13 protein-coding genes are annotated in these 12,152 nt (G+C 29.8%); all 13 read right to left on the bottom strand.

Annotated elements, in window-relative coordinates; genetic code table 11:
- Positions 1–98: 98 nt before the first annotated feature.
- Positions 99–851, bottom strand: a complete 753-nt coding sequence (flgF, locus tag HPRAE_RS02885; protein WP_014552758.1) for a flagellar basal-body rod protein FlgF — start codon at positions 849–851, stop codon at positions 99–101.
- A 23-nt stretch (positions 852–874) separates the two neighbouring features.
- On the bottom strand, positions 875–2,479 hold the full coding sequence (locus HPRAE_RS02880; protein WP_425357538.1) for a flagellar assembly protein A: 1,605 nt from the start codon (positions 2,477–2,479) through the stop codon (positions 875–877).
- Positions 2,479–3,234: a sigma-70 family RNA polymerase sigma factor gene (locus HPRAE_RS02875; protein ID WP_014552756.1), complete on the bottom strand. Its 756-nt coding sequence runs from the start codon at positions 3,232–3,234 to the stop codon at positions 2,479–2,481. The genes HPRAE_RS02880 and HPRAE_RS02875 overlap by 1 nt, the downstream gene beginning before the upstream one ends.
- Positions 3,235–3,255: 21 nt before the next feature.
- Complete coding sequence (locus HPRAE_RS11110) at positions 3,256–3,492, bottom strand: hypothetical protein (RefSeq protein ID WP_148220539.1); 237 nt, start codon at positions 3,490–3,492, stop codon at positions 3,256–3,258.
- Positions 3,493–3,651: 159 nt separating this feature from the next.
- A complete protein-coding gene (locus tag HPRAE_RS02865; protein WP_014552754.1) occupies positions 3,652–4,293 on the bottom strand; it encodes a flagellar brake protein in 642 nt (213 codons plus the stop codon).
- A gap of 17 nt (positions 4,294–4,310) precedes the next feature.
- Positions 4,311–5,204 carry a MinD/ParA family protein gene (locus HPRAE_RS02860; RefSeq protein WP_014552753.1) on the bottom strand — a complete coding sequence of 298 codons (894 nt, stop codon included), beginning with the start codon at positions 5,202–5,204 and terminating at the stop codon, positions 4,311–4,313.
- A complete protein-coding gene (gene flhF, locus HPRAE_RS10870; RefSeq protein ID WP_014552752.1) occupies positions 5,197–6,597 on the bottom strand; it encodes a flagellar biosynthesis GTPase FlhF in 1,401 nt (466 codons plus the stop codon). Before flhF ends, HPRAE_RS02860 begins: the two co-directional genes overlap by 8 nt.
- On the bottom strand, positions 6,598–8,673 hold the full coding sequence (flhA, locus tag HPRAE_RS02850) for a flagellar biosynthesis protein FlhA (protein WP_014552751.1): 2,076 nt from the start codon (positions 8,671–8,673) through the stop codon (positions 6,598–6,600).
- Positions 8,674–8,784: 111 nt separating this feature from the next.
- Positions 8,785–9,843 carry a flagellar biosynthesis protein FlhB gene (gene flhB, locus HPRAE_RS02845; RefSeq protein WP_014552750.1) on the bottom strand — a complete coding sequence of 353 codons (1,059 nt, stop codon included), beginning with the start codon at positions 9,841–9,843 and terminating at the stop codon, positions 8,785–8,787.
- Positions 9,844–9,897: 54 nt separating this feature from the next.
- Complete coding sequence (gene fliR / locus HPRAE_RS02840) at positions 9,898–10,683, bottom strand: flagellar biosynthetic protein FliR (RefSeq protein WP_014552749.1); 786 nt, start codon at positions 10,681–10,683, stop codon at positions 9,898–9,900.
- A gap of 13 nt (positions 10,684–10,696) precedes the next feature.
- The gene (gene fliQ / locus HPRAE_RS02835) at positions 10,697–10,966 is read right to left on the bottom strand and encodes a flagellar biosynthesis protein FliQ (protein ID WP_014552748.1); all 270 of its coding nucleotides are present in this window, start codon (positions 10,964–10,966) and stop codon (positions 10,697–10,699) included.
- A 45-nt stretch (positions 10,967–11,011) separates the two neighbouring features.
- Complete coding sequence (gene fliP / locus HPRAE_RS02830) at positions 11,012–11,776, bottom strand: flagellar type III secretion system pore protein FliP (protein WP_014552747.1); 765 nt, start codon at positions 11,774–11,776, stop codon at positions 11,012–11,014.
- Positions 11,769–12,137: a flagellar biosynthetic protein FliO gene (locus tag HPRAE_RS02825; protein WP_148220538.1), complete on the bottom strand. Its 369-nt coding sequence runs from the start codon at positions 12,135–12,137 to the stop codon at positions 11,769–11,771. The genes fliP and HPRAE_RS02825 overlap by 8 nt, the downstream gene beginning before the upstream one ends.
- Between the last annotated feature and the right edge of the window lie 15 nt (positions 12,138–12,152).

Below are 12,152 nucleotides of genomic sequence, written 5' to 3'. Positions count from 1 at the left end.
TGGAAATAAAGAGTTAAAATAATCATTTTAATTAAACTGCTGTTTCTTTCAATCCACAACAGTAAGGCTTCCTGTAAAGGTCCAGCCCAATTAAAAAATTATGCTCTCCCTACTTCATTAATTACTTTGTTTAATGACTCATCAATACTACTAATTACTTTTTGGTTTGATTCATAATGACGAGTAGTCTTAATCATCTTAGCCATTTCTTCTACAATCTGAACATTAGAACCTTCTACATAGCCTTGAGCAATACCTGCTTGACTTGCAATTGGTTCTGTTTCTCCCTGAAGCTCATAAAGATTATCACCTGTTTGAGCTAATTCAGCTTCATTCTCAAAATCAACTAAACCAATTTGAGCTCCCTGCAAACCATTATTGAAAGTTATTTGACCCTCTGCACTAACCCTAAAATCTTGATCAGGTATAATTTGAATTCTATTCCCATTACTATCTAAAACATTATTTCCACTTTGAGTAATTAATTCAGAATCTGCATTTATAGTGAAATTACCATCTCTACTATATTTTTCACCATTTTCAGTTTCAATCACAAAAAAGCCTGAGCCTTCAATAGCAAAATCAAGTGCATTATCAGTTCTTTTAAAGTCACCTTGGCTCATATCTTTAAAACTTCTTTCTAGATAAGCACCAGTTGCTAGTGACCCTATTTGCTGATCTGCTTTATCCGCTTCAATCTTACTCAAAAGCATTTCTGGGAATGAAGCCGTTATAGCTTCTGATTTTTTAAAACCATTAGTATTAACATTAGCTAAATTATTTGATCGAATATTGGTCTTTTTTTCTAGAACTCCCATTGAAGAAGCAGCTGTATAAAGTCCTCTAATCATTTTCTCACCTCCTTTATCTTTTATTAATTAGTTTTTTGCCTTAATTCTTTATTTATTTCAGTAAAAGCACATTTAGAAAGCTTATTTCTAATTATCATTTTATCTTTACTACTTAATAACTGAACACCAGGAAAAATACACTTGTTAACTTTAATTACAGCATCTTCAGATGAAGTTAATTGCTCTTTCATTTCAGCAATTTCAGCTTCCAATTTTTCTTTTTTAGCTTCAAATTCTTTTTTTGTTGTTTTTAATTTAGCAAACATTTTAATTTTATTAGGTGGTAATTTTACCCCTTTACTTTTCATAGTATTTAATAAATCTATACTTTTATTTACTTTATCAAGATTATCTTCTATTCTTAATAACTCATCTTTAGCAGCTTTACAATTTTTTCTTAATTCTGGATCTAAACCAATTTCGACATATGTTTTGGTAGCTAAACTAGATCCCATTAAATTAGCTTCTATTTTATTTTGAGCCATTACTCGTCCACCTACAATTAAGCCTTTACCTCCAGTAACTGTAATACTATCTTTAGCTGTTACATGGCTGTGCATAATTGCTTCTTTTACTCGAACATTATTAGCTTTAATGGTTGCATTTTCAACAAAATTAACATTGACATCACCAGCGGCTTTTATTTGGCCTTTATTTCTACCTAGAAAACCTTTTTTTATTAATACATTGGCCCCAGATTCTATACTAGCAGCAGCTACATTACCTGCAATTTCTATATCTCCAGAAGCCTTAACCTCAAAACCTTCTTGGACATTACCTCCGATTTTAACACTGCCAACAAAGTCTATATTTCCTTCTTTTAAATCAACATCTCCTCTTACTTTATAAACAGGATCAATTGATATTTTTTTACCATTTCTAACTACTTGGCCATCTATAGCAGCATAAACACTATTATTTTTAATAACAGTATTTTTAGCTTTTGGTAATTTCACATTCTTAACTTTAGGCGGTCTAACCTTAAGCCCAAAAACATCTCTTCCTGCTTGGCCTTCAACTGCTTCCACCTTAGTTACAATTTTTTCACCTCGACGAACATTATTAATCAAATTTTTAGAGTGAAAATCCATTGTTCCATCATCTCTTAAAGTTCCAACAGATTCATCTTGCTCTTCAAAATGATAAATTAAATAACCATCTTCACCTGGCTCTGCTTCAGTTCCCTCAGCAATTACTTCTTTGTTAACTGGATTTCTTTTTTCTAATATTTTCTTAATTTTATTTTCTTTAATCCCATAGCTAATACTTTTTTCTGCTAATATTTTTTTTAGTTCCGTTAAATCAAATTCTTTACCATCACGGCCTGGAATAAATTCCATAACAGCTTGGAGACGATCTTTAGTAACTGCTATTTCTAGTTTGTCATCTTCAGCTGGTAAGTCAATATTTTCAGCGACTTTAAACCAATCAGCTTCAGCTTCTTCTAATTTAGCTTTAATTTTATCATAATCTGCTTCCATAATACTATTTTCTTCTAAAAAGTTTTCAATTTCTATTAAATCAGGCTTGTTTTCTAACTTTAATTTTAATAATACAGAATCTGCTTCTAGTTTAATTAAGCAGTTTTTATCTTCTCTATGTACTTGAGTTTCAACCAATTTATTCACTACCTCTCATTAAAAAAATATTCTTTGGCTCTACTTAGCATTCCTCTTAAACGACGAATAGCTCGACCATGAATTTGAGAAACTCTAGCAGCTGATAATTCTATTATCTCTGCTATTTCAACTTGAGTTAATTCTTCATAATAATATAAACTTAAAACAAGTTTTTCTTTTTCAGAAAGTAAATCAATTTTTTTAGCTAAAAAATCAACAGCTTCTTTTTCAGTTAATCTATCTACAGCTTGTTTAAAATCAGCAGCAACTAACTCTATTAATTCTGTTCCATCAAAATCATGTGAAAGTGAAATCCAATTTGCAAGTTGGCTGTGTCTCTCTATTTTTTCTAACCTTGATTTTTTGATACCTGTTAATTTTGATAATTCTTTTTGATCTGGTTTTTTACCAGTTTTAGCTTTATAGCTTCTCTTTTGCTCATCTACTTTTTTTAGCTCCCTCCGCATATTGTCAGGCAGCCAATCTTTACTTCTTAAATAATCATAAATTTCTCCTTTAATTCTGGGAAGGGCAAAAGTGGAAAACTTAACCCCTCTTTGGTAATTAAAGTTCTCTATTGCTTCAATTAGTCCAATAATTCCATAACTTTCTAGATCTTGATCTTCTATATGCTCTGGCAGCATAATGTTAATTCTACCAACTGCATATCTAACTAAACCAAGATTTTTTAAGATAATCTCTTCTCTAGCTTGCTGATTATCATCAACTTTATATTTTTTCCAGAGCGATTTATCTAAAGCCATAATAATCTTCCTTTAGTAAATTTATTGACTGTCATTTTGCTGATAATCAACTTCTTCTGGATCTAAAGCAGAAAACCCTTGCTCAGCTGAATCTTCAAATTCATTGCTTATTGCTGCAGCTGCAAATTCTGGATCTATTTTTTCTGCAGAAGCAGTTTCTGTTTCTGCTTCTGTTTGGCTTGCTTGAGTTTCCTGCTTTAGAGCTTCAGCATTTGTTTCTGCTTCAGACTCAGGTTCAACCTGATAATTTTTAATCAAATAATAACTCAACTGCAGAAAAAAGCTCATTAAAGTAGAATAAAATAAAAATCTAAGTCCAATAAAAAAGACAGTTTCTAAGCTTCTAGCATTCAGTAAATTGTAAATTATGGAAACCGCATATGTTATTAGCCCAATAATAAGTGAGTAAGCTAGCATTTATCTCAAACCTTTTTTGCGAGTCTTACGTTGATAAGCAAAAATCCATTGAATAATTTCTTCTCTCTGCTCTGCTTCTACTTCTAGGAAATTAACTCCATAATTATAAAGCTCCTCATTTTCTTTTTGAACCCTAACAATTTCTGATTTAATAAATTCTTTTGGAGGTAAAATATCTTTTAAACTTATTAATAATTCTTCCCCTAATTCAAATTTCTTTTTCAACTGCATTTGAATTCCTCCACCACTAATATCAAGCAAACGCGCCTCAGATAATTTGCGAGGATATCCTTTTTTAGGCTGCATTTTATAAACATCAACTGTTCCAGTTACATCTAACCTAAAATAATCACGCCTTTGAATTCTAGTTACTGAGTCTGAACTTTCAATTAAGAGTAAAGGTATCGGTTTATTAGTTCTTTTTAAAATTTTAGATTTAAATTTATAAGCTGCCCGATCAGTAGTATAATAAACAATAATTGGCTGTTTTAATCTAACTGGTAAAGGGGCACCTTCTCGATAAAGACCAGTAATAATAATTCCCTCATCTAAAAAGTCAGCAACTTTAGTCAAATAATTGCCTTGATAAGTACCTGATAAAATTTCAATTTCTAATTTTTGATTTACATTTAGCTCCTTCATATTCTCAACTCCATCAACTATTTAACGTGTTTATTAAAAAAACCAACCATTTTATAAAAATAACTTTTAACACCCTTAGAACTTTGTTCTTTTTCTTCACCACTAATTTTTCTAGTTAAATTTTCAAAATCTTGAGCTGCTTTTCTCTTTGAAAAAATTTCAGAGTATGGTTTTTGTTTCCTTAGAGCCTCACTAATTTTGCGGTCATAACTAATACTTCCAACTAAAGTTAAATCTAAATCAAGATAATTTTTAACAGTTTTAATAATTCTTTGAGCAGTCTTATCTGTATCTTTTTTACTTTGACTTTGATTAATTACTAATTTTATTTTTTTCTTATATTGATGTTTAGATAAAATTTTAATTAAACTATAACTATCCATAACTGAGGTTGGCTCAGTAGTTAATAATAAAATTAATTCTTCAGCAGCTAAAATTGTATTAACTATACTTTTAGCTGCACCTGCTCCTAAATCAATTAAAAGATAATCATAATTTTTTTCTATTTTATCACCTAATTCAATTAATTTTTTCATAGCCTCATTTTTAATATCAATAAAACTATCATCACCAGTAATTCCACTTAAAAGTTTAATCCCAGCTGGACCTTCAATTACAGCTTCTTCTAAACTACATTCTTCTCTTAAAAGGTGTCCCATATCATAATTGGGTTGTACACCTAACATAATATCTAAGTTAGCCATTCCAATATCACTATCAATAATCAATACTTTTTTATCTAACTTCCTTAAATTATAGGCGAAATTAACAGTAAAAGTTGATTTACCTACCCCACCTTTACCACTAGCAATTGCAATTGTTCTAGTTGATACAGTATTAAAATTTTGCACCTTACTTTCTGCTTTCTTTTTTTTCATAATTTCTTTGAGTTTAGCTGCCTGACTACGCATAAAAATCACCAAATAGATATTTATAAATTGTCTCAGAATTAGCAATTTCTAAATCTTCTGGCACATCCTGCCCACAAGTTAAATAAGAAAGAGGTAAATTATAATTTTCTTTAATATTTAAAATATCACCATAACTGCTTGTTTCATCAATCTTAGTTAGCAGAGCTTTGTCAGGGTTTAAAGTCGAGAATTTACTAATAATATTGCGCAAATCTCTACTTTTAGTATTTAAACTTAATAGTAAATGCACCTCATCTATAAAATCATGGTTAACATAACCATTTAAACGCTTTAACTGCTCTTTATCTCTCCAACTACTACCAGGAGTATCAATTAAAATCAAGTCACAATGATTAAATTGGTTGGCAATTAAACTCGGTAATTTAGAACTGCTATAACAAACTGCAAAAGGAATATCAATAATCTCACTATAAGTTTTTAATTGTTCAACAGCAGCAATTCTATAAGTATCTGCAGTAATTAAACCTACATTTTTATCTTTATCTAGAGCAAAAGCAGCTGCTATTTTAGCCATTGTTGTTGTCTTACCAACTCCAGTTGGACCAATAAAAGAAACTATTCTTTGAGAGTTATCAATTTCTATTTCCTTATTATCTGCAAAATAAAATTCTAAAAAGTTTTTTAAATTAGTTTCAAAATCAAATTCAGCTTGATTTTCTTCTAACTTGCTTTTCATTCCTTTTAAAAAAAGGTTAACATTTTTACTCTCTACTCCATGATCTAATAAATAATTATATAGTTGATTACTATTTTTAAAAGTTTTATTATTATTTTTTATGTTTTTGGCTTGAAATTTGTTTTGTAATTTCTGAGCTGCTGTCAACTTGTTTTGAGATTCTGTTTCAACTTTTGCTTCAGATTCTGCTAAATTTTGTTTTTTTTCTGATTTAAGTGGCTCTTTTTTTAAAACATTAGTTTTATTTTTTGTAATTTCAGATTCTACTCTTTGCTTTTGATTTAACTGTTGACGAAATTTTTTTTCTTTTTTAGCTGAATTTGAAGCACTAAAGTTAGTAGAATTAGTATTTCTTTCAGTTTTTAAATCATTGATAAATTCTTTAATTGCATTTTTATTAGCAGGATCTTCACTTGCTGTTTTTTGAATATCATTTCTTTTTATTTTCCTGGAATCTCGACCATAATTTGAAATTTCAACAACATCATCTAAAGCTTCTTCTGCAGATGTTGAGCGGCCATTATTTTCAGCTTCTAAAGCAGCTACAATTTCAAACATTTCTTTAGCAAAAAATCCAAAAATACCACCCTGCTTAAATTTTCTTTTGTTAACAATCACTGCTTCTGGACCTAAATCTGCTTTAACTTGAAATATAACATCTTGCATTGTTTCCCCAGTATATTTTTTAACCTTCATTTATTTAACAACCCCCTGCACCTGTAACTCAACTTCAGATTCTAACTCATTAAAAGATAAGACCGTTAAATTAGAAAATGTGCGGTGTACCATTTCTTTTATTGGGCGTCTAATCATTGGTGAAGTCAATAAAATTGGCTCATTTCCCTTTTCTAAAAGTTGTTTAGCCTGTTCGACAATACTATTAATTAAATTTTGAGCTTCAGCAGGCTGTAAAGATAAATAATTACCCTGATCTGACTGTTCTAATGATTGAGCTAACTTTTCTTCTTTTTGAGGATCTATAGTAAAGACATTTAAATTATTTTTAAAATCAGTAAATTGATTACTAATTTGTCTGGATAATCCTTGTCTTACATACTCAGTTAAAATTGTTTGATCTTTAGTTCTACTAGCATGGTCAGCTAAAGTTTCTAAAATTAAAACTAAATTTTTAATAGGTATATTTTCCCAAAGTAGATTTTGTAATATTTTCTGAATTTCACCTAAATTCATTAAATCAGGAATTAGTTCATCTACAACTGCCTGGTTTTCTTCTTTTACATTATCAATTAAGTTTTTAACTTCTTCTCTACCTAATAATTCATAAGCATGAGCTTTAATAATTTCGGTCAAATGAGTTGCCATAACTGAACCTGGGTCAACAACTGTATAATTAGCCATTTCTGCTCTTTCTCGCTGTTCTTCTTCAATCCAAATAGCAGGTGTACCAAAAGCTGGTTCTTTTGTTTCAGTTCCTTTAATATCTTCAAAAGTATCACCAGGATCCATTGCTAAATACTTTTCAGCAAAAAGCTGGTATTCGCTAATTTCTACTCCCTGCAATTTTATTTTATATGTATTAGGTTGAAGCTGCAGGTTATCTACAATGCGAACTGGAGGAATAATAATCCCTAATTCCATTGCTATCTGTTTTCGAATATTAGCAACTCTATCTAAAAAATCTCCTCCTTGTTCTGGTAAAACAAGTGAGATTAAATTATAACCAACTTCAATTTCCAATTTATCTACTTTAATTAACTGTTTTATTTCTTGTTCTTTCATTTTTTGCTTTTCTTCTGGACTTAATTCCTGCTGTTTTTGTTTTTTAGCTTTTTCTTTTGGAGCTTCCACTTGAGCAGTTCTAACAATTAAATAAGCCATTGTAGCTATAAAAATAGCTAAAACTAAAAATGGAATTGTAGGTAAACCAGGAATAAAACCTAAAATCAATAATACACCTGAAGCAATAAAGAGTGCTTTAGGTTGTTTTAATAATTGCTCTGTCATCTCATTACCCATATTATTATCTGAAGCAGCTCTTGTTACAACCATACCTGTTGCTGTAGAAATTAAAAGAGCTGGAATTTGAGAAACAAGTCCATCTCCAACAGTTAGCAAAACATAAGTTTGAGCAGCTTGGCCAAAACTCATATTCTGTTGTAACATTCCAATAACTAAACCAGCAATAATATTAATAAAAGTAATTATTATACCAGCAATTGCATCACCTTTGACAAATTTACTAGCACCATCCATGGCTCCATAAAAATCTGCCTCTTGTCTAATTTTTTCTCTTTCCCGCTTGGCTTCATGTTCATCGATAACACCGGCATTTAAGTCTGCATCAATACTCATTTGTTTACCTGGCATCGCATCTAAGGTAAAACGAGCGGCAACTTCTGCTACTCTTTCGGCACCTTTAGTGATTACAACAAATTGAATAATAACTAGGATTAAAAAGATAATTAAACCAACAACATAATTACCTCCAACCACAAAGTCACCGAAACTTAAAACTATTTCACCAGCATAACCTTCTCCTAAAATCAATCTAGTTGTTGACACATTGAGCCCTAATCTAAATAAAGTTGCAAAAAGTAATAAAGATGGAAAAACTGATAAATCTAAGGGCTCTGTTGTATAAATACTTACTAAAATCACAACCATTGAGAAGGTTATATTTGCTGCCAGCAGCATATCTAAAAGTACTGTTGGGAGTGGAATAATAAACATTACTATAATTCCAACTACCATTAAGGCAAAAACAATATCAGTATTTTTTGTTATATTGTTAAAAACTGTATTATTATCCACTAATTAAATTAACCTCCATTAATTAAACAAAATCGATAGCTAAGCTAAACCTATTATATCAACTATTAGCTAAAATTAAAACACAAAATATAAATTAATAATTCCAATTAACTATTTTCTATTTTTAAATATTTCAGCCAGTATTTCAGCTACTGCCTGATAAAGTTCAATTGGGACTTGATCTCCAATTTCTGACATCTTATTTAGTGAGCGAGCTAAAGGCTTATTTTCTATAATTTTCACTTCTGCTTCTCTAGCTTTTTCTTTTATCTTTTGGGCTACAAAATCTTCTCCTTTAGCAACAATAACTGGGGCTTCCATTTCCTCTAAATCATACTCTAAGGCTACAGCAATGTGAGTCGGGTTAGTAATAACTACATCAGCATCTTTAACAGAAGACATCATTCTATTCATACTCATTTCACGCTGTCTCCGCTTTCTTTGCTGCTGAATCATTGGGTCTCCTTCCATTTCTTTTCTTTCCTGCTTAACTTCATATTTAGACATTTTCAAATCTTTATTATGCTGCCAGCGTTGATATAATAAATCTAAAATACCTAAAATTATTAAAGCTATAATTACAGCAAAGGCCATTCTAGAAATCAAATGTGCAATAGCAGATAAAGCCTCTTCTAAGCCTTGATTAATGCTTTTTTGAAAAATATCAAGATTTCCCATTAAAAAATGATAGGCAATAACAGCAATTAAAGCCAGTTTAAATAGTGATTTTAATAACTCAACTACCCCTTTAAGTGAGAAAATATTTTTAGCACCTTTAATTGGATCTACTTTTTTTAAATCTGGAACTAAGGGCTTTGTAGTAAAAAGTGCTCCAATCTGTAAAAAATTAACTAAAATTCCTGCTGCAGCTGTCACAATCATGATTGGATAAATTTTTTCAATTACAGAAAAAAAAGCGTCATACAAAATTTCAAAAGTCATTTTAATAGTAAAAGGTTCAATAATTAAATTTTTGAAATAATATTGAATTTCATTTAAAACTCCAAAAAATATCTGCTGCATTAAAAAATAAAGAAACATAAAACTGGCAAGTAAAGTTATGGCTTGACCTATTTCTTTCCCTTTAGCTACATTACCTTCTTCTTTTGCTTCTTTTTTCCTTTTCGACGTAGGTTCTTCCGTTTTTTCTCCTGTTCCATCATCAGCCATGATTTTAACTCCTTTACTTAAAACATAATATTCAACTTAAGCATAATTTCAAATTTAGGGAACTAATAATCGAAAAAGAGCAGGTATTTCGTTAATTACATTCATAATAATTTCAGCATAATAATGATTTAAAACTGGCATTAAAATATACAATAAAATTAAACCTGCCATAATTTTAATTGGAAGTCCAATTACAAATAAGTTCATTTGTGGAACTGATCTAGCTAAAAATGCTAGTATAATATCAATAAAAAAGATAGCTCCTGCTATTGGGAGAGCAATTTTAATTGCTAAAACAAACATATCAGCACTTCTTCTAAAAAAATACTGCCAGAGCTGATTACTAAATTTAACTCTACCAGGAGGAATAATCTTAAAAGAATTATATAAATGTTTAATTAAATATAAATGGCCATTTAAAGCTAAAAAAATTAATGTCACAAAAATATTCTTTAGCTGACCAATAACAGGTGAGTTTGCACCACTAAAAGGGTCTACTACATTGGCAATTCTAAAACCCATCCTCATATCAATTATTTGACCTCCCAGCTGAATAGCTGAAAAAACTAAAAAAACTGCCAGCCCCATAAAAAGGCCAATACTAAACTCACTTATAATTTCGATAATTAATGACAAATTATTAGCTGGTGCCAGAGGCTGATAAATACTTAAGACTAAAGGATAACTAAAAGCAGCTAAAGTGAGAGCAATTAAAATTTTAGCACGATAAAAGATAACTTGACTACTAAAAAAAGGAGTTAACAGCATCATCCCTAAATAACGACTTAAAATCAAAAAAAAGAAATATAAATGTTGATTGATCATCAAATTTTCTATCAAATTAAATCAGCCCCTAACCTAAGTAGGTTGGGATATTTCGCAGAAGTTCCTGAACAAATTCAATTACTGTCCTCATAATCCAAGGACCAAAAAAGGCTATGGAACCCAAAACAGCAAATATTTTAGGAACAAAAGCTAAAGTTTGTTCTTGAATTTGGGTTGTAGCCTGAAAAATAGCTACTAAAAGACCTGTAATTAAACCTGCACCTAAAACAGGAAAGACAACTATTATAACTGTAAATAATGCCTGACGTCCAATATCAAGGACTACTGCTTCTCCCATTTTTCCAACTCCTAAATTCTTGAATTCTATTAAATTAAATTATTTTTAATAAAAAGTTTTAACAAGTGAACCAATTAAAATATGCCAACCATCAGCCAAAACAAATAATAATATTTTAAAAGGTAATGAAATAATTACTGGCGGTAACATCATCATTCCCATTGACATTAAAATACTGGCTACTATCATGTCAATCATCAAAAAGGGAATATAAATTAAAAATCCAATTTGAAAAGCAATTTTAATTTCATTAATTAAAAAAGCTGGAATTAAAATATATGTTGGAAGGTCATCTCGACTTTCCGGTCGCTCAATTTCTGCTATGTTAGTAAATAGAGCTAAAGAGCGCTCATCAACTTGGTTAAACATAAATTCCCTAACTGGAGTAATTGTATTTTCATAAGCCTGCTCTAAGGATATATCTTGAGCTAAATATGGCTGTAGAGCATCTTGGTTTACTCCTTGCCAAACTGGTGCCATAATAAAAATTGTTAAAAAGATTGCAATCCCAATTAAAACTTGATTTGGAGGCATATTATTTAAGGCTAAAGCTCTTTTTAAAATAGAAAAAACAATTATTATTCTTGTGAAAGAAGTAAATAAAATTATAATCGCTGGAGCTAAAGATAAAACAGTTAATAGTAATAAAATTTGTAATGATAAAACTAAATCATCACCTTGATTATTAGCTGTTCCATTACCTATTTCTAAAGAGATATTTGGGATCTGAAAATCTTGAGCTGAAACAGTTATTGTTAAGCTAAATAATATTAAAAAAACCAAAAATACTAAAGTTAATTTTTTATTCATCTTGATCACTGCTATTTGAATTATTATTTTTAGCTAAAATATTTTTAAACTTATCTTTGAAGGTATTTTTTTTAGCTGAAGATTTTTTTGATTTTTCAGCTTCCAAATTAATTTCAGCTAAAGGCCAACTTTTTAAATAATTTAATTCTTCTTTACTACCACCAAGCATTACAATTTCATCAAAGACCTTGATTAAATAAATAGTTTCTCCATTAGCAAGCCTCATAGTATCTATTACTTCCATTTTTCTTGAATTTGTTAAATTAAACTTATTTTTGACCACATAATAAATTGCTAAAATAAAACCGATTACTAAAAAAAGATAAAAGGTTATTTTAAATGTTTCCCAAAGATAATCCATTATTATCATATCACC

Origin of the sequence: Halanaerobium praevalens DSM 2228, from assembly GCF_000165465.1 — a bacterium.
Lineage (GTDB): Bacteria > Bacillota > Halanaerobiia > Halanaerobiales > Halanaerobiaceae > Halanaerobium > Halanaerobium praevalens.
The sequence above is the reverse complement of the archived record's forward strand: the minus strand, read 5'-3'. Positions and strand labels throughout refer to the sequence as shown.

What these genes read in the sequence shown, in the direction of transcription:
- flhB (WP_014552750.1), bottom strand. Translation starts at nt 9,843, where the DNA reads ATGGCTGATGATGGAACAGGAGAAAAAACGGAAGAACCTACGTCGAAA.
- HPRAE_RS02825 (WP_148220538.1), bottom strand. Translation starts at nt 12,137, where the DNA reads ATGGATTATCTTTGGGAAACATTTAAAATAACCTTTTATCTTTTTTTA.
- HPRAE_RS02865 (WP_014552754.1), bottom strand. Translation starts at nt 4,293, where the DNA reads ATGAAGGAGCTAAATGTAAATCAAAAATTAGAAATTGAAATTTTATCA.
- fliQ (WP_014552748.1), bottom strand. Translation starts at nt 10,966, where the DNA reads ATGGGAGAAGCAGTAGTCCTTGATATTGGACGTCAGGCATTATTTACA.
- fliP (WP_014552747.1), bottom strand. Translation starts at nt 11,776, where the DNA reads ATGAATAAAAAATTAACTTTAGTATTTTTGGTTTTTTTAATATTATTT.
- HPRAE_RS02875 (WP_014552756.1), bottom strand. Translation starts at nt 3,234, where the DNA reads ATGGCTTTAGATAAATCGCTCTGGAAAAAATATAAAGTTGATGATAAT.
- flgF (WP_014552758.1), bottom strand. Translation starts at nt 851, where the DNA reads ATGATTAGAGGACTTTATACAGCTGCTTCTTCAATGGGAGTTCTAGAA.
- flhF (WP_014552752.1), bottom strand. Translation starts at nt 6,597, where the DNA reads ATGAAGGTTAAAAAATATACTGGGGAAACAATGCAAGATGTTATATTT.
- HPRAE_RS02860 (WP_014552753.1), bottom strand. Translation starts at nt 5,204, where the DNA reads ATGCGTAGTCAGGCAGCTAAACTCAAAGAAATTATGAAAAAAAAGAAA.